Below are 21,995 nucleotides of genomic sequence, written 5' to 3' on the forward strand. Positions count from 1 at the left end.
CGATCACCGATACACCACGTCCAAGGACTTGACCCGCACGGCGGGCAGATCATCCAGCGCGCCCAGAGCGACGGCAGCAACGACAGCCCCAACGAGGTGCAACTGCTGCACTTCACCTCACGGGCTTCGCTCGACTCGTACTTGGCCGACTCGCGCAGGGCGCTATCGAGTCGGGAGCGAGATAGAGTAATCAAGCGAACGCAGGTGTTCCCCGTCCGCTCTCTCTAGCCCAGGGCCATTGATCTCCGTCATCGTTGCCGACGGGTTCCGGTCGCCCTGTCCCGAGAGCCCTGCCGTGCCGCAACACGACAAGCTCGTAGAGGTCGCGTCCCTGCTTCATGTCGCCGAGCGGTTTCCAGACGTCGCGGTCACCGACCCTGCCGCCGCTTGGGAGCACGATCTTGTTGCCAGCGAGCGTGGTGACGCGCTCCATCGCGAACAGTCGCTTGTTGATCGCGGCCTCGATCTTCGCGGCTTGCGCGCGAGCCGCAGCTTTTCGCTGGGCTTGAACGGGGAGCTGATCGAGCCACCCCGAAGAACCACGAGGAACGGCAGGTACCGATCGTCAAGGCGCTGCTGCCGCATGTGCGCAAGGCCATGAACGGCAAGGAGCCCTATCCGCTGTTCTCGGAGTCGCAGGGGCAGGATCGTCGCGAGTACCAGACGTTTTAGAAACCCTGCCTGACCAGGCAAAACAGAGGAACCCCCGCGATGTAGAAGCTACGCGGGGGTTCGGTAGCGGTGCAATCTCCGCTACGCGGCTCCGACCGGCATCGACCCGGTGACCTTTCGATTTTCAGTTTGACCAGGGGTTTTCCTGCACCTTAATATATAGACTGATCGGCAGAATCACGCGGTTCGGATCGGCGAGTGTCAGTTGGTTTCAGTTGCTTTTCGCGGAAAGAATGGCCCAACGATGGCCCATGCACAGTAGCTTCCGGTTAATGCCCCTTCCCACGTATCTCACCTAACTCTTGTCCCGGGCTGGAAGGGAAGCAATTCGTTGTGAGACCGTTTCAAATGGAGCTACATTCGCAGCCCTCGTGGCTTCAACCATGGAGGAGAAACTCTCAATAGCCTCTGCCACCTTGTCCTGCGATTTGAGGCCTTGGTCTGTCGCAGAAGAGAGGTTCTTGGAGAATGCAATAAGAGTTTCGACTATCGGCTGCCAAATATTCTGCGCGTCTGCCGGAGAGAGATTGTCGCTGAAGACCAATTGCATCCGGTCGGTCACTGGACGGTCCAGTATTGTCTCGATACATCCTCCAAGTGCCGCCAGAAAAATCATGTTCGAGCCCCGAGAACGGAAGAACTCCGCATGTCGCTTCTGAGCTTCTGTTCGGTCGCTCTCCGGGATCACCATAATCGACTGCTTGGCATCATCGATCGCTTTAAGCAGGCTAAACACGAGGACTATATGGCGAGCCGTAAGGGAATCACGGAATATGCTCGCGTAGACCGCGTCGTTGTCCCAGATCGCACGGGTCTCGTTATAAGCAAGGTTCGGTCGCCCATGGAAAGCAGCAAGCGCCTGGGCCACCGACGAGTCGGGTAGAAGACCCTTTACTCTCAGAATGGCGTCACTCGAGCCGCCACGCCGTCCACCTCGATACTCGGCTTCGGGAATCTGGCTGAACTCTGCCCGAAGACGCTCTTGAACCGGATCCTTGCTCCTGAAGTCGGTGGCCTCCACCTTGTTCTGAGTATTGTTGAAACGAATGATACTTTCTAGAACTTCGGGTTCTGTGCACTTGACAAAACGCGCCATCACTCGGGCATCAGAAAGTCGTGCCGCTTCAGTATCGGAGAGTTCACCTATGGCGCCAGTAGTCTGTCCGCCATTAATGATACCCAGACCCCGCACCGAGAGTTCCTGCTTGACCTGATCATAAGAGTAGGCGTTCACGAGAATAGTGATGCCGTTGTTGAAGATTGCGAAGTTCTCGGGTTGGGTCTTGGCGGTCTCCTTAATGCCAAAGTTGATGTTGCCCTGCTTCCTAGTCATTCCCAGGTAATCGCGAACGTTTGGAGACATCAAGTCAGTTCCGTGATTCTTCCACAAAGACCTTAGGTCTGCTGCGCTGAGAATCGTAGAAAACGCCGACCAACCTCGATCCTGAGTTTCAAATCCGCCCGGAACGGAAAAATCGAACTCACCATCAACAAGAATCGGAGCTTGCGTTCGGGCATAAGCGGACTCCAAACCTGCAAGACCATACTCGATGGCGGATACATCGACATCGACCTCTGGATACTCCCGCCGTATGAGAGCGTCAGCCGTCTTGGCAGCCTGATCTAGCTCCTGTTGCACATTTACCGACTCCGGGCGATTGTGCGAGTACCAGATTTCAAATTCTGCAACTGTTCCGGCTTCCAACGCGGCACGAACTTCTTCCGCTGCCCCACGCAGAACAGCAGGAACACCCTCGAGAGACCCAGAAATAAGCCAGCTGACAGCTGTATTCAGATCTGACGCCTTGTTCGCGGGCGCGTTAGGCTTGACCACCTCGGAAAAATAACCCTGAGCTACAACCACCTTTGTGCCGTCATTCACCACGGCAACGAGATCAGCTTTCTTATCGTTGCTATGGTCGGTAAGCGCATTGGCGGCAAACGCTTCAACGTCGTCAATCCCGAGACGTAACTGCGCCAGAAAAAGCAAAAGCGCATTGTCGCCAAATTTGCGAAGGTCATCTCTTCCTTCAAAGGCACTGAACCCAGGGCTTCCACTTTTCGGCAATGCTATTCCTCTCACTCAACCTCAGGATAAGCCTCATCAGCCTCGGGGAAATTCATCACCAGGTATTGGGCGGAAGAGTATATTCGGGCTGGCTCAAGTTTAGTAGGATTGAGTCATACTCGAAAGCGAGGTTCGATCATGCGCACCACGAAGCAACTCAGCATCACTCTCCCCAACAGCATGGCGGACGCTCTCAAGGAGCGCGTCGCCTCCGGTGCATACGCCAGCGAGAGCGAGGTCGTGCGCGATGGCTTGCGCGCACTGTTCGCGCGCGACGAAGCAGTCGAGAACTGGCTGCGCACCGAGGTAGTCGCCTCCGTCGAAGAGCTGCGCGCCGATCCCTCGCGGGCCATCAGCTCAGAGGAGATGCGCGCCGAGCTCTCCCGCTGGCATGCCGAGCGCCTTGCAGACAGCTCCTCGTGACGCATCAGGTCGTCTACTCACCGCGTGCCCATAGACAGTTACGCGCGATCTACGATTGGATCGCGGGTGAAGCTGGGCCGGAAATCGCACAGCGATTCGTGCTCTCGATCTATGACTACTGCGATGATCTAGCAGACTTCCCCCTCCGGGGTCGTGCTCGGGATGGCCTAACGCCCGGGATGCGAGTGATCGGGTTCCGTCGGCGAGCGATGATCGCGTTCCTGGTCGCCAGCAATGAGGTCGAGATTCACGGCGTCTACTACGGTGGCAGCGACTACGAGGCTCTGATCCTCGACAGTCTCGACTGAGCACTGGTTACAGCCCGAGACCAGGATCATCGCGTCGAGACTGCGTGCTCGAAGGTTCTCGGTTGATTGCCCCGCGCAACCGTCGTGCACGATCGGCGGCGAGCTGCCGCGCTTCTTCCGCCGCTGCACGCTTCGCTTCAATCAGCACGGCGGCTTCCTCAGGCAGTAGGGCGCGCAGTTCCTCGGCTTCGCGCCGCGCCACCGTCGCCTGTGCGTGCGCGTTGCGGGCTTCGCGGTCGGGGCGGATGAACCGTGCTCGTACCGGGTCGCGGCGCACCCGTTCGGCTCCCAACTCTTGCGCGAGTAGCGAGAGGCGTTCGCGGTCGTGCCGATCCTTAAGGGCCTATAGGACAAAACGTGTGGATGGAAACCTGATCTAGCCGCATAATCACGCGGCAAAACAGGCTCTTGTGACTGATCCGTGGGTCACCGCCCTGGGAGCCGGGGCCGATGGCCGCCGAGCGTGAGCATCGCGAGACCGATCAACGCGTCGGTCGAGCGGAACCCGAACGCGATCCTCGTGAGGAGCCTGATCTTCGTGTTCACCGCCTCGATCCGCCCGTTCGAAAGGCGATGCTCGATCGAGGCGAGGATCCGGTCACGATGCTGCGTGATCGTGCGCTGCAACTTCACGAACACCGGGATGCGGCATCTCCGCGCCCACGCCACCCACCTATCAAGCGCCACTGCTGCCGATTCGTGGTCAAGCTTGAAGACCGTACGCAGCCCTTCCTTCAACAAGTAGGCCCGGTGCAGCCTCGGGTCGGTCTTCGCGATCCATGCCAGCTTCTCCGACTGCCGCCCGGTGAGGTCTTCCGGGTTCTTCCAGAGCGCGTACCTCGAGTCTTTTAACGCGCGAGCTTTGTCGCGCTCACCAGCTGACGTGTCATGCTTCGCGGGACGCCCCACCCCTCGTTTGGGGAGCTGCCGTGCGGCTTTCCTGGCATCGTTCCACGCCTCCCGCCGCACCTGATCGAGTGCGTCGGTCGCCCACTTCACGACATGGAACGGGTCAGCGCAGAGTACCGCCTGGGGGCAGCGCTCGGTCACGATGCTGCTGATCCATTCCGCCCCGTCCGCGGTGACATGCGTGATCTGCTGGCACCGGCCTGCTCCCGAGGCTTCGAGCTCGTCGAAGAACCGTCTCACGGTCTGCTTGTCACGGCCAGGCGCCGCCCACACCAGCCTCCCGGTGTCGTGGTCAACGACGACGGTGAGGTACTTCTGACCTTTCCGATAGCTGATCTCGTCGATCCCGATCCGGGTCAACCCCGCAAAGAGGTCATGCTCGGCCTCGGTGTCAGCCCACACCCTGGTGATGATTGATCCGACAGTTCGCCACGCGATGCGCATCAACTCGGTCGCCGCGCTCTTCGATGTCACTGTCGCTAGCCACGCAGTCTGATCATCGAAGAACCTCGTGTGCCCAGCCCCATGACGGGCCCAGGGCACCTGCGCGACCGTCACTCCGTGGTCGGGGCAAACGACCCGGGGCGCGTCGGCCTCGAGATACGTCGGCACTGTTCCGAGATCGAGAGCTCTCCAGCGCCTGCGCCCCTCGCCCTGGTCGTAGCGGCCAGCGAGCCGACCGCATCTCCCGCAGCGGGGTTTCAGCCGCTTCGAGGGACGTACGTGAGTGGTCACGCAGCCGTCGTCTTCGTCGTATTCGATGGTTTCGATCACGGTCGTCTGCTCGACTCCGAGCACACGCCGCCATAGGGTGGTTTCTTGCACGCCGTTCTCTTGGTCTGGTTTTGGAGATTCAACACCTCAAAACCTAGGCCAGGAACGGCGTGTCCCGCTTCCCGCGCGCTTCACTCACCCACGGATCAGTCACAAGAGCCGCAAAACAGGGATAGTTATGCTCCGGCACCCTTAACTGTGCCGAACACCCTGAACACGACCTTCTGTCTGGTATGCGATACGAAGCTCGTGAAGAACGGCAGAACCGCGGCAGGGAGTCAACGCTGGAAATGCCCCGATTGCGGGGCCTCGTCCACCCGTCAGCGCGGCGATGTCACACGCAGAGCCCAGCTCACACGGTTCCTCGACTGGATCACTGGCAAAGCCGCGCAACATGACCCGGGCGGCGCGAGCGCCGCCCGCCAGTTCCGCCGCAAGACCGCCTGGTGCTGGGAACTCCGCCCACACCTCCCGATCACCGGAGCCGTGTATGACGTGCTCCAGATCGATGGCTTCAATCTCCGTACTGGCTGGTGCGTGCTAACGGCCAGATACCGAGGAACTGTGATCGCCGCGCAATGGTGTTCACGCGAGGGATACGCCGCATGGAGCGCGCTCATGAAGCGACTTCCCGCCCCTCAGGTCGTGGTGTGCGACGGCGGCCCCGGCATGCATGCTGCGTTGAAAGAGCAGTGGCCAAATGCCCGCATCCAACGGTGTCTGGTGCACCTGCAACGCAACGTCCGCAGATATGTCACTACTCGGTCGAAAACGGCTGCAGGGAAGGCGTTATGGGGCCTCGCCTTGAAACTCACCAAGGTCAAGACCATCGCTGATGCGGAAAAGTGGACGAGTTTGCTGCTCGCGTGGGAGGGCGAGTTTCTCCACCTCACAAAGGAGCGCAGCTACCGGAAAGACACTCTCGAGGTGCCCTCGTGGGCGAAGCCCGGGCAGACGTGGTGGTACACCCATCAGCGGCTCCGCTCAGGGCATCAGGTGCTGCGTCGAGTGATCCGCGCCGGTCATCTCTTCACCTTCCTCGACCCCGAGCTGACACATCTGCATGTGCCCTCGACGACGAACGGGATCGAGGGCGGCACGAACTCACAGATGCGGCTCCAGCTGCTCCATCACCGGAGCATGCCAGAAGAACATCAACGCCGAGCGATCGAGTGGTGGCTCTACCTCCATTCCGAACAACCCGACCCAATGCGAGTACTCACCCAGCACGAAAGCCGGCCCCGTCGAGCGCCTCGTCCGCGACTGAGCGAGCCAGATCCCGGACCCGTGCTCTACGACACCGGCCTCGACGCTACCGAAGGGCTCCGGCTACGCCAAGGGTGGGCTGGCCGGGGATGACACGCCCAACGCTATCCACACGTTTTGTCCTATAGGCCGCAACTCCGGCCGCCGCAATGGCCCAAATTTGGCCCAAGGTCATCGCGGACTCGGTTTGTGAGCCTCAACAGCACCTTGGTTTCGACCCTTCGACAAGCTCATGGCACCGAACCTCAACCGGCAACGCGGCGCTCAGAACCACCGCCTGACCAGGGAAAATAAAGAACCCCCGCGATGTAGAAGCTACGCGGGGGTTCAGTAGCGGTGTAATAGCCGCTACGTGGCTCCGACCGGCATCGATCCGGTGACCTTTCGATTTTCAGTCGAACGCTCTACCAACTGAGCTACAGAGCCGGGCACTCACCATACGGCGACCGCCAGAGACGAAGAAACCCTTCCAGGGAAGGGTTCTTCATCTGGCGACCCTGACGGGACTTGAACCCGCGACCTCCGCCGTGACAGGGCGGCGCGCTAACCAACTGCGCCACAGGGCCATGGTGTATTCAATTGTATTCGGTGTCAGTGACCCCAACGGGATTCGAACCCGTGCTGCCGCCGTGAAAGGGCGGTGTCCTAGGCCGCTAAACGATGGGGCCGAAGCGATTGCTCGCTTGCTACCGAGATGAAATCCTATGCCGAATCTCGCGTTCAGCGCAAATCGGACCGACGAACGCAGAATCTCCGGCGTGTCGCCTGGTGGTGCGCACCCGAGGAACCGCGGCTGAATTCACAAACCGCCCCGAGTCGTGGCACAGTTGGAGCTGATGAGCTGCGACGGCGCCGCCCATCGACTGGAGGAATCATGGGATCGCATCCACTCGATTCGCTGACGGCAGACGAGCTCTCGGCGACCTCTGCCCTGCTGGCCGCAGAGAGGGGCGTGGACGACAGCTGGCGCTACGCGTCGATCATCCTTCGCGAACCCCCGAAGGCCGAGGTCAAGGCGTGGAGGGCCGGCGACCCGATCGTGCGACGCTCGCTCGCCGTGCTCTGGAAGAAGCAGAGCAACGAGGTCTACGAAGCCGTCGTCAACCTCACGGAGCGCGCGCTCGAGAGCTGGGCGCACGTTCCCGGCGTCACGCCCAACTTCACCGTCGACGAGTATCACGACTGCGACGCGACGCTGCGGCGGGATCCCGGAGTCCGGGACGCCCTGGCGCGGCGCGGCGTCGATCCCGAACTCGTGCTCTTCGACCTCTGGACCTACGGTCACGAGGTGATGCCGGAGCAGTGGCGGGATCGGCGCCTCGGCTGGGTGGACATCTGGAGGCGGGCGCGGCCGGGAGGCAACCCCTACGCCCACCCGGTCAGCGGCATCAAGGTCGTCGTCGACGTCAACACCATGGAGGTGCTGCAGATCGATGAGGGGCACGACCGCGGTTTCCCAGAGGTCGACGCCGAGTACGCGCCCGAGCTGCGCGGGATCGAGGAGCGGAAGGATCTCAAGCCGCTCGACATCATCCAGCCCGACGGCGTGTCATTCGAGCTCGACGGCTCGCTGCTGCGCTGGCAGGACTGGGAGTTCCGCCTCGGCTTCAACTACCGCGAGGGCCCGGTGCTCTACCAGGTGCGCTTCAGGGACGGAGACGAGTACCGCGACATCGCGTACCGCATGTCGCTCGCCGAGATGATCGTGCCCTACCGCGACTCGAGCTTCGACCACTACCGCCGCACCGCCTTCGACATCGGCGAGTGGGGCTTCGGTTACATGTGCACCTCGCTCGAGTTCGGCTGCGACTGCCTGGGCGAGATCACCTACCTCGACGGCGTGCTGCCCGACACGAGCGGACAGCCGCGCATCACGAAGAACGCGATCTGCCTGCACGAGGAGGACGACGGGGTGCTGTGGAAGCACGTCGACCCGGACGCGGGCACCGAGGTGCGTCGCATGCGGCGCTTCGTGGTCTCCGTGCACGCGACCGTCGCCAACTACGAGTACCTCGTCTACTGGCGCTTCTACCCCGACGGCAACATCGAGTGCGAGATCCGCGCGACCGGCATCATGGTGAGCACGCCGATGGAGGAGGACGGCGCCGCGTTCCCCACGGGCACGGTCGTCGACCGCCGCACCTACGCGCCGTACCACCAGCACTTCCTGGTGGCCCGCCTCGACCTCGACGTCGACGGAGACGCCAACACGGTGGTCGAGTCGGACTCGCTGCCCGCCCCCATCGGCGACGCGAACCCCCTCGGTCTCGACCTCAACACGCAGGCCACGGTGATCGCCTCCGAGCGGGAGGCGGGCCGCCCGTACAGTTGGGAGCGGCAGCGCGCGTGGAAGGTGCAGAACCCGGGCCGCCTCAACGCCTGGGGCGCCCCGACGGCGTACAAGCTCGTACCGAGCGCCTCGTTCCCCGCCATGTTCGACGAGTCGTCGCCGATCCTGCGCCGCAACCCCGTCATCGGCAACACGCTGTGGGTGACCAGGCACCACGACAGCGAGAGCTGGCCCGCGGGCGACTACCCCACGCAGTCGAAGAACGACCTCGGCAACGGCATGAGCGCCTGGATCGCCGACGACGAGAGCCTCGTCGACACCGATGTGGTGCTCTGGTACGTCTTCGGCATCCACCACATCACGCGCAGCGAGGACTGGCCCATCATGCCGGTCGACAAGGTCTCCTTCACGCTGAAGCCCTTCGGCTTCTTCGATCGCAACCCGTCGCTCGACGCACCGCGCTCCCCCGCGAAGGGGTCGTGCTGCACGGGAGGATCCTGCGAGTGCGACCGCGGAGCAGGGACTCACTAGCGTCGCGCCGCAGGGGGCGTCAACTCCCCCTGCTCCCTCCGACGCACGCGGGTCGGGATCCGGTACCGCTCAGCCGCCGAGCGCGCGCTGCACCCGGCTCAGTGAGATGTTCTCGTGCAGCATCGTGCCCGAGCTCGTGCGCTGCTCGAAGCGATAGCCCATCCTGCCCTGGCAGAGCATGCCGATGAGGTACGGCTCCTCGGCGTTCCACATGATCCAGGTGGGCTGCCCGTAGGCGTTCTCGCCGAGAAAGGTGATCTCGATGTCGCGGCCGCCGATGCGCTGCACGCTCGGTGTCAGCGTCTCGCGCGTCAGGGCCACGCTGCCGTTACCCGCCTGCTGCATCTCACTCATAGCACGATCCTAGCGAACAGCGGCACGATTCGGACAGCGCACCCCCGGAACGGTCGAGAACGCGCTCACGCGAAGAACGCCCCGATGGCCCGGGCGAGACCGTGCAGGTCGTCCACGTGGGCCAGCTCGCGCGCCGAGTGCATCGACAGCAGCGGCACCCCCACGTCGACGGTCCGGATGCCGAGCCGCGTCGCGGTGAGCGGGCCGATGGTGGAACCGCACGGCACCGTGTTGTTCGAGACGAACTCCTGCGTGGCCACGCCGGCGACCTCGCAGACGCCGCGCCACAGCGCCGCGCCGTGCGCGTCGCTGGCGTAGCGCTGGTTCGCGTTGACCTTCAGCATCGGCCCGCGACCCGCCAGCGGCCGCACGCGGGGATCGTGCTTCTCGGGGTAGTTGGGGTGCACCGAGTGCCCGGCGTCGGCTGAGAGGCACCAGGACCGGGCGTTCGCCCGGGCCGCGTCCTCCGCGCTCGCCCCGAGGCCCGCCCGGATCCGGCCCAGCACGTCGGAGAGGAACGGCCCGGAGGCTCCGGATCGGGTGCCCGAGCCCAGCTCCTCGTGGTCGAAGGCCGCGAGCACCGCGATGGTGCCGGGCGCCGGCTCGCTCTCGATCAGCGCGACGAGCCCCGCGAAGGTCGAGCTGAGGTTGTCGAGGCGCGGGGACGCGAAGAGGTCCGCCCGCGCGCCGATGCGCTGCGGGTACTGCGTGTCGTACAGGCGCACGTCGGCGCCCACGACGTCACCGGGCGGGATCCCGCCGTCCGTGGACGACGCGGCGGCGCCACCGCCCCGCGGCGGCGAGACCTCCCGGGCGAGCAGCTCGAGCACCGACACGCCCTCGGCGCCCGCGGCCAGCACGGGCTGCACGTGGCGCTGCCGGTCGAGCACGAGCCCCGTGTTCGCCTCGCGATCGAGGTGGATCGCGAGCTGCGGGATCCGCGCCACGGCCGCCGTGCGCACCAGATGCTCGGCACCGTCTCGCGTCACGAAGCGCCCGGCGAAGCCGAGGTCGCGGTCGAGCCAGGAGTTGATGAGCGGGCCGCCGTACACCTCCACCCCGGCCTGCGCCCAGCCGTCGGCGGTGAAGTCGGGTCGCGGCTTGAGCGCGAAACCGGGCGAGTCGGTGTGCGCTCCCAGCACGCGCACGGGGCTCGTCGCGTCGACGCCCTCCCCCGCGCGCCAGGCGATCAGCGCGCCGTCGCGCACCACGAAACCGCGGGATCCGGATCGCACCGGTGCCCACGCCTCGGTCTCGTCGTGCGCCTCGAATCCGGTGGCGGCGAGCGCCCCTGCGAGCGCACCGGCCGCATGGTACGAACTCGGCGCCGACGCCACGAAGTCGGCGAAGTCGTCGATGTAGGCGTCGAGATCCGCCAGCAGGCTCCGCGCGCCCGGGCGCCGCTGCTCCATCAGCACGGCTCCGAGTCCTCCGCAGTCTCGCCCGCCTCGGTGTCGGCCTCCTCGACGCGCGGCTTCTCGAACGCGGCCGCGAATTCTGCCAGCAGCCGAGCACCGAAACCGGTCGACCCGGCCGAGCGCCAGAGGTCGTCGCTCTCGGCCTGCATGGTGCCCGCGATGTCGAGGTGCCCCCACGGGGTACCGTCCACGAACTCGCCCAGGAACAGCGCCGCGAGGATCACGCCCGCGTACTGCCCGCCGATGTTCGAGAGATCGGCCGTGCTCGACTTGAGCTGATCGCGGTAGCGGTGGTCGAGCGGGAAGCGCCAGATGTTCTCGTCGGTCGCCTCGGCGGCGGCCTCGAGCTGTGCGGCGACGGCGTCGTTGTTCGCGAGCATCGCGGCGGTGCGGGTGCCGAGCGCCATCATCGCCGCGCCCGTGAGGGTGGCGATGTCGACGATCGCGTCGGGGCGCCGATCCGCGACGGAGTCGTCCTCGGTCGCGAGCACGAGCCCGTCGGCCATGACGAGGCGGCCCTCGGCGTCGGTGTTCTTCACCTCGACGGTCTTGCCGCCGCGAATCGTGAGCACGTCGCCCAATTTGGTCGCGCTGCCCGACGGCATGTTGTCGGTGCACATCAGCCAGCCCGTCACCGCGGTCGCGACGCCGAGCTCGCGCAGCGCGGTCATCGACGAGAACACGGCGGCGGCGCCCATCATGTCGAACTTCATGGCGGCGTGCATGGCGTTCGACGGCTTGAGGCTGATGCCGCCCGAGTCGTACATGATGCCCTTGCCGATGAGGGCGAGGTGCCCGTCGGGGTCGGCGGGCCGGTACGAGACCTTGATCATGCGCGGCTCCTCCACGCTGCCGGCGTTCACGCCCAGCAGGCCGCCCGCGCCGAGCTCGATGAGCGCCTGGCGGTCGAAGACCTTGGCCTCGAGCCCGAACTCGGGGGCGAGGCGCTCGATCACCTCGGCGAACTTGACGGCGCTGAGGTGCCGCGGCGGGGTGTTGGCGAGATCCCGGGCGAGCGCGGCGGTGCGGGCGAGCACGAGGCCCCGCTCGACGCCGAACTCGGCCGCCTCGGCGTGCTCCTCGGCGATCTGCAGCATGAGCTCGTCGAGAGCCACGGTGCTCGGGTCGCCCTTCAGCGCGTCGTAGCGGTAGCGGGCGAGCACGGCGCCCTCGATCGCGGCCTGCACGGCGATGCCGGCGTCCCAGTCGCCGGAGGCCAGGAGATCGGTGAGGTCCACCGCGAGGCTCCCCGCCTCGCGAGCCGCACGCGCGAACGCCGCCACGGCGTCGCGCAGCTGGGCGTCGGTCTCGATACCCTTCTCGCCGGTGCCGACGAGCACGCGCAGCGGCGCGCCGGGCAGCAGCAGCGTCTGGTTCGCGGCGCCGGTGAAGCCGGCCGCGGCGAGCGCCTCGCGCCCGATCCGGGAGGCCCCGCCCGGGAGCTCGCCCTCCGAGGCGACGAACACGGCGGTCGCACCGGGACCCTCGGGGGGCCGGTGCGAGACGCTGACGCGCGTGGAGCGCTCGAGCGAAGGAACGGGATCGAAAGCGGGATCAATCACAACGGTCATGGATCCAACCCTATCCCGCCCGGGCCGCGGGCGGCCCGGAGCCTGACGAGCGCGGACCGGCCCGTCGGGTTCAGTCCACGGCGAGCGCCGCCACGGGCGAGACCCGGATCGCGCGCCGCGCCGGGGCCGCCGCCGCGACGAGCGCGAGCAGCGCCCCGAACACCGCCACCCCGGCGAGGATCGGCCACGGGATCGAGGGCGCCATGAGCCCGGCCTGCGACCCCATCAGCGACTGCGCGGCGGCCCAGCCGTAGAACACGCCGAGCAGCAGCCCGAAGCCGAGCGCGGTCAGCGTCATCTGCGCGCTCTCGGCGACGACCATGCCCCGCACCTGGCCGCCCGTGAAGCCGAGCGCTCGCAGCAGGCCCAGCTCGCGCGTGCGCTGCAGCACCCCGAGCGAGAGGGTGTTGACCATGCCGACGGCGGCGATCACGGCCGAGAAGCCGACGAGCCCGGTGAAGATCGCCGTGGTGACGGCGAGGGTCTCGGTGAGCGTGGCCTCGAGCTCGGGATCGTTCGCGAACGCCTGCAGAGCCATCGTCTCGTAGCTCGCGAGGGCGACCGCGAACATGGTCACGAGCGTGACCCCGATCACGAGGCCGATCGTCGCGCGGGAGCTGCGCTCCGGGAAGCGCACGGAGTTCGCCGCCGCCAGACGGCCCGCGGGGGTCTTCCCGAGCAGGCGCCCCGAGAGGCCGAGCAGCGGCGGCATCACGATGTGCGCGCCGATGGCGATGCCGGTGAAGGAGAAGAGGCCCCCGAAGAAGGCGACGAAGAGTCCGAGCGGCGACACGAGGCCGAGCGCGATCCCGAGCGCGAGCAGCACGGCCCCGAGGACGAGGAGGATGACGGCCCATACGGTGCGCGCGGGGCGGCGGCGCGCGGCCTCGGGGCTGAGCTCGACGGCCGCGCCCGTCGCGGCGATGGGCGAGACGGTGCCGACGCGACGCGATCCCGACCACGCGGCGGCCCAGGTCGTGAGCGCGACGGCCGCGACCGCGACGAGCGCGAGCGGGTGGAACAGCGGGTAGTCGCGGCCCTCGGGCAGCCACCCGAGCCGCGGCCCCCAGGCGACGACGGCGGCGCAGAGGGCCATCGCGAGCCCGAACCCGGCGCCCGCACCGAGCGCTCCCATCGCGAGCCCCTCGGCCGCGACCCTGGCGCGCACGCGCGTCGCCGTCGCCCCGACGAGCCTGAGCAGCGCGATGGTGCGCGTGCGCCCCGCGATGATCGTCGAGAAGGTGTTCGCCGTGACGATCGCTCCAACATAGAAGGCGATCAGGATGAAGACGAGCGCCACCATCATGAGCACGAGCCAGAACGTGCCGCTCGACTCCTGCAGCGCCGGGTCGATCGACGCGGTGAGTATCCCGGTGAACAGGATGAGCGTCACCGCGAAGAGCGACGACAGCGCCGAGACGACGATGGTGGCGGCGTGCTCGCGGATCCGCCCGCCCGCACCCGCGCTCATGCCGCGGCGCTCTCGAGATTCAGCATCGTCTCGGAGATCTGCTCGGGCCGCATGGGTCCGCGGTCGGAGATGATGCGGCCATCGGCGAGGAACAGGATGCGGTCGGCGTAGCTCGCCGCGACGGGATCGTGGGTGACCATCGCGATGCTCTGCCCGCGCTCGACCACCGCCGAGCGCAGCAGGCCCAGCACCTCGCGGCCGGTGCGGGAGTCGAGGGCGCCTGTGGGCTCGTCGGCGAAGACGACGTCGGGCCGGGTGGCCAGTGCGCGCGCGATCGCCACCCGCTGCTGCTGCCCGCCGGAGAGCTCGTGGGGGCGATGAGCGGTGCGCCCGGTGAGGCCGAGCGTCTCGACGAGCGCGTCGATCCGGGCCCGCTCGTCCGGCGACGGCTTGCGGCCGTCGAGCTCGAACGGCAGCCGCACATTGCCCATCGCGTCGAGCGTGGGCACGAGGTTGAACGACTGGAACACGAAGCCGATGCGGCGCCTGCGCAGCTTGGTCAGCGCCGCGTCGCCGAGGTTCGTGATCTCGTCGTCGCCGAGCCAGACGCGCCCCTCGCTGGCGCTGTCGAGACCGGCCATGACGTGCATCAGCGTCGACTTGCCAGATCCAGACGGGCCCATGATGGCCGTGAACTGGCCGCGCCTGATGCCGATCGAGACGTCGTCGAGGGCGGTGACGCGGTGGGCGCCGTCGCCGTAGTGCTTGCTGAGGTGAGCGACGCGCGCCACCAGTCCCATTTCGCTCGGTTGAATCTCCATGCTTCGACGCTACGGCCCGGGACCGGACCGGCGGATCGCGCTCCGGTACCGCCCGCATGGTCCCTGGGTACCGTCCCGCGCGGCCGCGCCCGGGCGATTTATATGCATGGGAATACAATTTGGGCAGCGATGTTGCACCCGGCATGAAAGCGTTCGGATTCCTCTCCTTCGGCCACTACGGCCCCGTGCCCGGGTCGCGCGTGCGCACCGCGGGCGACATGCTGCGCCAGACCATCGAGCTCGCGGAGGGCGCCGACGAGATCGGCGTCAACGGCGCTTACGTGCGGGTGCACCACTTCGCGCGCCAGGCGGCCTCGCCCATCCCGCTGCTCACCGCCATGGCCGCACGGACGAAGCGCATCGAGGTGGGCACCGGTGTGATCGACATGCGCTACGAGAACCCGCTCTACTTCGCCGAGGAGGCCGCCGCGCTCGACCTCATCGCCGACGGGCGCGTGGCGCTCGGCGTGAGCCGGGGGTCCCCCGAGACCGCGCTGCGCGGCTACGAGGCGTTCGGCTACACCGGATCCGAGGATCCGCGCGGGTCCGATATCGCCCGCGAGAAGTTCGAGCTCTTCCTGCGCGCGATCGACGGCGAGCCGCTCGTCGCGAGCGATCCCCAGATGGCGCCTCCGGGCCGTCTCGCGATCGAACCGCGATCCCCCGGGCTGCGCGACCGTATCTGGTGGGGAGCCGGATCCCGCCCCACGGCCGAGGAGACCGGCCGCAAGGGCCTGAACCTCATGAGTTCCACACTGCTCACCGAGGCTACGGGCGAGCCGTTCCACGTGCTGCAGCGCGAGCAGATCGACCGGTTCCGTGCGGCGTACCGGGAGGCGGGGCACACCGGAACGCCGCGCGCCTCCGTGAGCCGGAGCGTGTTCCCCATCGTGAGCGAGCAGGACGAGATGTACTTCGGCGTGCGCGGTCGCGACGGGCAGGATCAGATCGGGATCATCGACGGTCTGCGCTCCACGTTCGGCAAGACCTACGCGGACACGCCGGAGCGCCTCGTCGAGCAGCTCAGGGCCGACGAGGCCGTCATGTCGGCCGACACGCTCATGCTCACGATCCCGAACACCCTCGGCCCCGAGTACAACCTGCACATCCTGGAGTCGTTCGCGAAGCACGTCGCGCCCGCGCTGGGCTGGAAGCCGAACACGGAGGGGCCGGTCGCCGGCGAGGCGATCTCGCCGGTCTGATTTCTCGGCCCGGACGCCCGTTGCTACTCTGAGTCAGTTGCGCACCACTCGATCGAGACGGTACGCGGATACAGCAAGACATCAGGGTAGGGTATGACAGCTCAACAGGACAACGTCGAATCAACGGCCGCTCGCCTCGTCTCACCGGAGACCTCCGCGGGACAGATCCCGGTCAATCACAAGAAGCTGCGCCCGAGACACGTCACCATGATCACCCTCGGCGGCATCATCGGCGCGAGCCTGTTCGTCGGCTCGGGCAACGTCATCCGCTCAGTCGGCCCCGCAGCCATCGTCTCCTACCTCATCGGTGGCCTGCTGGTCTTCCTCGCCATGCGCATGCTCGGCGAGATGGCGGCGGCCAGACCCACGATCGGCTCGTTCATGGAGTACGCCCGTGTGGGGCTGGGCAACTGGGCCGCCTACCTGGTCGGCTGGCTCTACTGGTACTTCTGGGTCGGTGTACTCGCCTACGAGGCGGTACTCGGCGGTGAGACGCTCCACACCTGGTTCGCCTTCCTGCCCTCCTGGGCGTGGTCGCTCATCCTGATCCTGATCTTCATCGGGGCGAACGCGATCTCAGTGCGCACCTTCGGCGAGGTCGAGTTCTGGCTCGCCAGCGTCAAGGTGATCGCCATCGTCGTGTTCCTCGGTGCGGGCATCCTCTTCGCCCTCGGTCTATGGCCGAACGCGACGTTCTCCGTGCCCAATCTGTGGGAGCACGGCGGCTTCGCCCCGAACGGGCTGGGCGTCGCATTCACCGGCGTGGCCCTGGTGATCTTCTCCTACTTCGGTACCGAGATCGCTGTGATGGCCGCTGCCGAGTCGGAGGACCCCGCGAAGGGCATACGGCAGGCGACGAGCACCGTGATCTGGCGCATCCTGCTCTTCTTCGTCGGCGCCGTGCTCATCATCACGATGGTGATCCCCTGGGACGAGCTCCCCGAACCCGTCAACGTGGCCGCCGCACCGTTCACTCAGGTGTTCACCCTGCTCGGACTCCCGGGGGCGGCGGTCATCATGCAGCTCATCATCTTCACCGCGGTCATCTCGGTACTCAACTCCGGACTGTACTCGGCCTCTCGCATGTTCGCGGCACTCGCGGATCAGGGATTCGCGCCGAGGTTCGTCTCGAGGCGGTCCAAGAACGGGGTCCCCATGTGGGCGCTCATCGCTTCGACAAGTGGAGCGGTCGTCGCGACGATCGTGAACTTCGCGGCACCCGATTCGGGCATTTTCGACTTCATCATGAACTCGGCGGGTCTTGTCGCGCTCTTCGTCTACGTGTTCATCGCGCTCACTCAGATGCGCCTGCGCCAGAAGATGACGGCCGAGCAGGTCGCGGGCCTGAAGCTCAAGATGTGGTTGCACCCCTGGCTCAACCTCCTGCTGATCGTCGCCATCGCGGGAGTGCTGGTAGTCATGCTCACATCGGAGACCGGGCGCATGCAGGTCTGGACAAGCCTCATAGCCACGACCGTGCTCGTGCTCTGCTGGCCGCTCGTGCGCAAGAACCTCATGAAGCGCAAGACGACGACAGATCCCCGGACTCGCGAGGCGGCGATGAACGGCAAGACCACCACCGAGCACTGAGAAGGCTCGCCCGCGAGAACGACCGGCGCGGCCTCACACCCCGTCCCTCGCTACCGCTGCGACAGGTAGGTCTCCCGCAGGGCCGGATAGTACTGGTCGAAGCCGGGTCTTTCCGTGTCCTCGGTCGCGGCGACCAACAGGTCGAGATAGTACTCCCAGCCCGGGCCGATCTCACCGACGGCGTCGAGCCCGTCCTCGTCGAGGTGGTGCACGAACCTGAGCAGGGAGTCGTCGCCGTCCTCCTCGACGAGCAGCTCCAGGTGCCAGCCGCCCACCTCGTCCTCCGCCTTGAGTGCGATCCGATACGGTGCTTCGCACGCGAGAATGCGGATGCCGATCGCCGGCTCGTGATCCTCGAATCTCATGCGCACGCGCACCGCGCCGCCGGCGCGCCCGTCTCCCTCCCACGGCCCGAACCACCGCTCCGTGAGCTCGGAGTCGGTGAGGTAGCCCCAGGCGTCCTCGACCGGCAGCGCGAGCGAGCGCACGAGCGTCAGATCGATGCCGCGTTCGGTGCGCACCAGCTTTCCTGTCGCTTCAGTCATGGCGGTCTCCATTCTCCGCGTCGTCCCCCGGTCCTCCAGGGTAGCGCCGAGGTGCGGGTCGCGCACCGGTTCTCGCGCGGATCTCGCTCAGCCGCCGGCGGAGACGAGCCCGGACTCGTAGGCCGCGACCACGATCTGCGTCCGGTCGCGCAGCCCGAGCTTGGCGAGGATCCGCGAGACGTGCGTCTTGACCGTCTGCTCGGAGAGGAAGAGCCCCTCGGCGATCTCCGCGTTCGACTGCCCGGTCGCCACGAGGCGCATGACGTCGAGCTCGCGCTCCGTGAGCAGCGAGAGCACCGCCGAGGTGTCGCGCGGCGCGGGCCGGGCCGCATAGTCGGCGATGAGCCTGCTGGTGATGGACGGTGCGAGCAGCGCCTCGCCCGAGGCCACGACCCGCACGGCGGAGACGAGATCCTCGGCCGTCGCGTCCTTGAGCAGGAAGCCGCTCGCGCCCGCGCGCAGAGCGGAGAAGACGTACTCGTCGGCGTCGAAGGTCGTGAGCACGAGCACCCGCGGATGCGCGAGGCCGGGCATGGCGTGGATCGCGCGCGTCGCGTCGAGTCCGTTCATCCGCGGCATGCGGATGTCCATGAGCACCACGTCGGGCCTCGTGCGGCGCACGAGTTCGACGACCTCGCTCCCGTCGGACGCGCTGCCCACGACCGAGACGTCCTCCTGCGCGTCGAGCAGCGCGCCGAATCCCTGGCGCACCATCGCCTGGTCGTCGACGATCACTACTCGGATGGGTGATGGCGAGGGATCCGGCATGCCATCGATGCTAGTCGGGTGCGGGCGGAGCGGATATCCCCCTGCGGTATGACGCGGATTCACTCCGCGGTACGACGCCGACCGGCCGTCCTCCCTCCTAGCGTGAGCATCATGTTCGTCACAGCCATCGCCCTCGCCGCTCTCGGAGCCGTCGGCCTCGCGGTCGGCACGCACCTGCAGCACCGGGCCGTCAGGGAGGGCGCGGCCGGGAGACCGCGCGACGTCCGCAACGGCACCGCCCGCGCGCTCCTCCGACCGGTGTGGCTGCTCGGCCTCGGGCTCATCGCGGTCGCGACCGCGCTCAACGTCGCGGCGCTCGGCCTCGCCCCGATCGCGCTCGTGCAGCCGGTCGGCTCCCTCGCGCTCGTGTGCGCCGTGATCATCAGCGCCCTCGCGCTGCGGGTGCCCGTGCGACGCGGGCTGGTGCTCGGGATCTCGCTGACCGTCGTCTCCGTCGCCGTCTTCGTCGGGGTCTCGGCGGGCTTCGCGAGCGGGGCCCGGGCGACGGACTCAGCCGTGTCGCTGCTCACCTGGCTGCTGCTCGGCCTGAGCGCGCTCGCCCTGCTCGTCGCCCGCGCCCGCTCCGGTCACATCGCGCGCGTCGCCTGCGCGGGCATCGTCTTCGGCGCGGTGGCCTCCGCGGTGCACGTGGTCGCCGTCGAGGCGCTCGCCCGCTTCGGGCCGAGCCTCACCGGCGCCGGCCCTCTCGACACGGGGACGGTCGCGGGCACCGACGCGGTCTCTGCGTCCCGCCTCTGGGGTCTGATCGCGCTGCTCGCCGTCGCCTCGGCGCTCGGGATGTGGCTCGTGCAGACCGCGTACGCGAGCGGGCCGCCCGAGACCGTGCTCGCGGGCCTCACCGTGATCGATCCGCTCGCCGCGGTCGCGATCGGGGCGATCGTGCTCGGGGAGTACGCGCGGATCCCGCAGCCAGGGATCCTGGCGCTCACCCTGAGCGGCCTCTCCGCGTTCGCGGGGATCGCCCTCGTCGTGCGCTGCCACCCCTCCCTCGCATCAGCACGTCGACCCGGGCCGGATCAGGAACCCGTCTCCCACGTTGAAACCCTCGACGCCGATGGCGCCTCTACCCCGAATAGGAGAAGCTGACATGGTGAACACGTCACCCGCCGCGACGAGGAGGACCCCGCTCTTCGACCCCGCGCAGCTCGCGAGGGACTACGCCTACGTTATGCCGGGCTTCGTCATCTCGCTGTTCGCGTTCGTCGTGCTCGTTCCGCTCACCGCGCTGTCGATCGGCACGCTGATCATCTGGGTGGGCGCTCTGCTGCTGCCGCTCACGCTGGTCATCGCGTCTGGCTTCGCACAGCTGTCCCGCACCCGGCTGCGCCTCTGGGGCCGCGAGCTCCCCGCCGTGCGATACGCGCCCCCGTCCAGCGGCTTCCCCGGCCTCCTCCAGCGCATGACCGAGCCGCGGCGCTGGCTCGATCTGGCATTCGAGACGGTGGTCGCCTTTCCCCTGCGCACCTTCACCTTCGTCGTGGCCGTCACGTGGACAGCAGGCGCCGCGGGTGGGCTCACCTTCCCGATCTGGGGCGTCTTCCTGCCGCAGGACGACCCCCCGCTCGCGGGGCGGATCCTCGAGGCGATCACGGACGGATCCGCGCCCGACGCCGTCTCGCGCTCGTTCCTCCTCGACGCCGGCTTCAACGTCGTGTGCGGGGCGATCCTCCTCCTCACGCTGCCGATGGTGATGCGCGGGCTCGCGCTGCTCGACGCCGCCACGACGTCGGCGGCGCTCGGGGGGCCCGACGCGGAGCGCGGCATCCCCGGCTCCGCTGGCTCCCCCGCTCCGGAGCCGGCCGCCGCCTCCGCCGCCCCCGCAGGGGGCGCGGGGCGTCCCGCGGACGGTCTCGCGCGATTCGCGTCGGGCGAAGGGTGGGTCTGGATCGCGGCGGTCCTCACCGCCGTCGTCTCGATCGCCGTCGGATGGCCGGTGCTCGCCGTGCTGCTCGAGGTGCCCGTGGTGTTCGCCATGTGCGTCACGCTGGCCTCCGCAACAGCCCTGCTCATCGCGATCCGGTGGCCCATGACGGGGGTCGCCCTGCAGACGATCGCCGCGGTCGCCACGGCGCTCCTCTCCTTCGGTGCCCCGGATCCGTTCTGGCCGTGGCCGTGGCCCGTCATGACGCTCATCCTGCAGGCCGTGCTCGTGCTGCTCGTCGCGCTGCGGAACCCCTGGCCGCGGGCGGTCGCCGCCTGGGCCCTGCCGCAGGCCGGCGTACTGGCCGTCGCCCTCGCCATCGGCCTCACCCCCGGGGCCTGGAGCAGCGTCATCGTGTCGTCGAGCGTCTCCCTCGGTGTGCTCGCGATCGGCATCGCCGTGCGCCAGCTGCTGACCAGCCGCGGCGCCCTGCGCGAGGAGCAGCGCACGAGCGCCGAGCTGGCCGGGCAGCGCAGCGAGCTCGCCGAGCGCAACCGGATCGCGCGGGAGCTGCACGACGTGGTGGCCCACAGCATGTCGGTCATCAGCGTGCAGGCGACGACCGCGAAGTACCGGCTTCCCGGCATGGATCCCGACGCCGCCGGGGAGTTCGAGTCGATCGCGGCCTCGTCGCGGCAGGCCCTCGCGGAGATGAGGGGGCTGCTGGGGGTGCTCCGCTCGCCCGATCGTCGGGCCGAGCTCGCGCCCCAGCCCGGCCTCGCGGACATCCCGGCGCTGATCGAGGCCACCCGCCGCTCGGGCGCGCTCATCGTGTTCCGCTCCGAGGTCGACGGCGCGGAGGCCCCGTCGAACGCGGGATCGGTGCCCGCCGCGACCGCGCTCACCGTCTACCGCATCGTGCAGGAAGCGCTGAGCAACGCCGTGCGGCACTCCCCCGGCGCGGAGATCGAGGTCGCGGTGACGGTGACCGGCGACCGGGTCGCGGTCGACGTCGTCAACGGGCCGCCTGTTGGCTCCGATCCGCCGCAGGCCGCTCCCGGAGCCGGTCTCGGGCTCTCCGGTGTGCGGGAGCGGACCGCGGCGCTCGGCGGCGCCGTCGACGCCGGCCGGACCGAATCGGGCGGGTTCCGCGTGCACGCCCGCCTGCCGCTCGGCTGAGGGTCGGTGCGAC

Annotated in this window: 19 protein-coding genes and 3 tRNA genes; 8 read left to right on the forward strand and 14 right to left on the reverse strand. The window is 67.5% G+C overall.

All coding sequences use genetic code 11. The features are described 5' to 3' along the window. Positions 1 to 190: 190 nt before the first annotated feature. Positions 191 to 433, reverse strand: a complete 243-nt coding sequence (locus D1J51_RS18015) for a hypothetical protein (protein ID WP_162903858.1) — start codon at positions 431 to 433, stop codon at positions 191 to 193. Between the two features lie 534 nt (positions 434 to 967). Continuing rightward, a complete protein-coding gene (locus D1J51_RS18020) occupies positions 968 to 2,740 on the reverse strand; it encodes an AIPR family protein (RefSeq protein WP_162903859.1) in 1,773 nt (590 codons plus the stop codon). 138 nt (positions 2,741 to 2,878) lie between these two features. Between D1J51_RS18020 and D1J51_RS14245 the strand changes: the two genes are divergently transcribed. Beyond that, positions 2,879 to 3,163, forward strand: a complete 285-nt coding sequence (locus D1J51_RS14245; protein WP_119076285.1) for a ribbon-helix-helix domain-containing protein — start codon at positions 2,879 to 2,881, stop codon at positions 3,161 to 3,163. Continuing rightward, positions 3,160 to 3,471 (forward strand): type II toxin-antitoxin system RelE/ParE family toxin, encoded by a 312-nt coding sequence (locus tag D1J51_RS14250; RefSeq protein ID WP_119076287.1) that lies wholly within the window; start codon positions 3,160 to 3,162, stop codon positions 3,469 to 3,471. Before D1J51_RS14245 ends, D1J51_RS14250 begins: the two co-directional genes overlap by 4 nt. 7 nt (positions 3,472 to 3,478) lie before the next feature. Here D1J51_RS14250 and D1J51_RS18025 read toward each other — a convergent pair whose 3' ends face one another. Together D1J51_RS18025 and D1J51_RS14255 are read right to left on the reverse strand one after the other, a co-directional pair. Continuing rightward, positions 3,479 to 3,748 carry a hypothetical protein gene (locus tag D1J51_RS18025; protein ID WP_162903860.1) on the reverse strand — a complete coding sequence of 90 codons (270 nt, stop codon included), beginning with the start codon at positions 3,746 to 3,748 and terminating at the stop codon, positions 3,479 to 3,481. Between the two features lie 149 nt (positions 3,749 to 3,897). Further along, a complete protein-coding gene (locus tag D1J51_RS14255) occupies positions 3,898 to 5,205 on the reverse strand; it encodes an ISL3 family transposase (RefSeq protein ID WP_119076289.1) in 1,308 nt (435 codons plus the stop codon). A gap of 147 nt (positions 5,206 to 5,352) precedes the next feature. Between D1J51_RS14255 and D1J51_RS14260 the strand changes: the two genes are divergently transcribed. Further along, positions 5,353 to 6,513 (forward strand): IS1249 family transposase, encoded by a 1,161-nt coding sequence (locus D1J51_RS14260; RefSeq protein WP_162903861.1) that lies wholly within the window; start codon positions 5,353 to 5,355, stop codon positions 6,511 to 6,513. Positions 6,514 to 6,773: 260 nt separating this feature from the next. Here the strand turns inward: D1J51_RS14260 and D1J51_RS14265 are convergent. From D1J51_RS14265 to D1J51_RS14275, 3 genes are all read right to left on the reverse strand, one after another. Continuing rightward, a tRNA-Phe gene (locus tag D1J51_RS14265) sits at positions 6,774 to 6,846 on the reverse strand. A 63-nt stretch (positions 6,847 to 6,909) separates the two neighbouring features. Further along, positions 6,910 to 6,986: transfer RNA gene (locus D1J51_RS14270), tRNA-Asp, on the reverse strand. 29 nt (positions 6,987 to 7,015) lie between these two features. Continuing rightward, a tRNA-Glu gene (locus tag D1J51_RS14275) sits at positions 7,016 to 7,088 on the reverse strand. Between the two features lie 206 nt (positions 7,089 to 7,294). Between D1J51_RS14275 and D1J51_RS14280 the strand changes: the two genes are divergently transcribed. Continuing rightward, positions 7,295 to 9,241, forward strand: coding sequence for a primary-amine oxidase (locus D1J51_RS14280; protein ID WP_119076293.1), 1,947 nt, complete (start codon positions 7,295 to 7,297; stop codon positions 9,239 to 9,241). Between the two features lie 69 nt (positions 9,242 to 9,310). On the opposite strand, the gene D1J51_RS14285 is transcribed toward D1J51_RS14280, so the two are convergent. The 5 genes from D1J51_RS14285 to D1J51_RS14305 all read right to left on the reverse strand — a co-directional run bounded on the left by D1J51_RS14285 (position 9,311) and on the right by D1J51_RS14305 (position 14,816). After that, complete coding sequence (locus tag D1J51_RS14285; RefSeq protein WP_119076295.1) at positions 9,311 to 9,595, reverse strand: hypothetical protein; 285 nt, start codon at positions 9,593 to 9,595, stop codon at positions 9,311 to 9,313. A 65-nt stretch (positions 9,596 to 9,660) separates the two neighbouring features. Continuing rightward, positions 9,661 to 11,007, reverse strand: coding sequence for a M18 family aminopeptidase (locus D1J51_RS14290; RefSeq protein WP_205547927.1), 1,347 nt, complete (start codon positions 11,005 to 11,007; stop codon positions 9,661 to 9,663). Then, the gene (locus D1J51_RS14295) at positions 11,007 to 12,584 is read right to left on the reverse strand and encodes a leucyl aminopeptidase family protein (RefSeq protein ID WP_119076297.1); all 1,578 of its coding nucleotides are present in this window, start codon (positions 12,582 to 12,584) and stop codon (positions 11,007 to 11,009) included. Before D1J51_RS14295 ends, D1J51_RS14290 begins: the two co-directional genes overlap by 1 nt. A 70-nt stretch (positions 12,585 to 12,654) precedes the next feature. Next, positions 12,655 to 14,055, reverse strand: coding sequence for an ABC transporter permease (locus tag D1J51_RS14300; protein ID WP_119076299.1), 1,401 nt, complete (start codon positions 14,053 to 14,055; stop codon positions 12,655 to 12,657). Beyond that, positions 14,052 to 14,816 (reverse strand): ABC transporter ATP-binding protein, encoded by a 765-nt coding sequence (locus tag D1J51_RS14305; protein ID WP_119076301.1) that lies wholly within the window; start codon positions 14,814 to 14,816, stop codon positions 14,052 to 14,054. Before D1J51_RS14305 ends, D1J51_RS14300 begins: the two co-directional genes overlap by 4 nt. Before the next feature lie 143 nt (positions 14,817 to 14,959). Between D1J51_RS14305 and D1J51_RS14310 the strand changes: the two genes are divergently transcribed. Continuing rightward, positions 14,960 to 16,018, forward strand: coding sequence for an LLM class flavin-dependent oxidoreductase (locus D1J51_RS14310; RefSeq protein WP_119076303.1), 1,059 nt, complete (start codon positions 14,960 to 14,962; stop codon positions 16,016 to 16,018). Between the two features lie 93 nt (positions 16,019 to 16,111). Next, a complete protein-coding gene (locus tag D1J51_RS14315; RefSeq protein WP_119076305.1) occupies positions 16,112 to 17,608 on the forward strand; it encodes an amino acid permease in 1,497 nt (498 codons plus the stop codon). A 50-nt stretch (positions 17,609 to 17,658) separates the two neighbouring features. Here D1J51_RS14315 and D1J51_RS14320 read toward each other — a convergent pair whose 3' ends face one another. Both D1J51_RS14320 and D1J51_RS14325 read right to left on the reverse strand, forming a co-directional pair. Beyond that, entirely contained in the window at positions 17,659 to 18,153 is a 495-nt protein-coding gene (locus D1J51_RS14320) for an SRPBCC family protein (RefSeq protein WP_119076379.1), read from the reverse strand. 87 nt (positions 18,154 to 18,240) lie between these two features. Next, positions 18,241 to 18,921: a response regulator gene (locus D1J51_RS14325; RefSeq protein ID WP_119076307.1), complete on the reverse strand. Its 681-nt coding sequence runs from the start codon at positions 18,919 to 18,921 to the stop codon at positions 18,241 to 18,243. A gap of 111 nt (positions 18,922 to 19,032) precedes the next feature. Between D1J51_RS14325 and D1J51_RS14330 the strand changes: the two genes are divergently transcribed. Both D1J51_RS14330 and D1J51_RS14335 read left to right on the forward strand, forming a co-directional pair. Continuing rightward, complete coding sequence (locus D1J51_RS14330) at positions 19,033 to 20,028, forward strand: DMT family transporter (protein ID WP_162903862.1); 996 nt, start codon at positions 19,033 to 19,035, stop codon at positions 20,026 to 20,028. Between the two features lies 1 nt (position 20,029). Further along, a complete protein-coding gene (locus tag D1J51_RS14335; protein ID WP_162903863.1) occupies positions 20,030 to 21,982 on the forward strand; it encodes a sensor histidine kinase in 1,953 nt (650 codons plus the stop codon). Positions 21,983 to 21,995 lie beyond the last annotated feature (13 nt).

It is taken from the genome of Leucobacter sp. wl10, from assembly GCF_003569785.1.
In the GTDB taxonomy this organism is placed as follows: Bacteria; Actinomycetota; Actinomycetes; order Actinomycetales; family Microbacteriaceae; genus Leucobacter.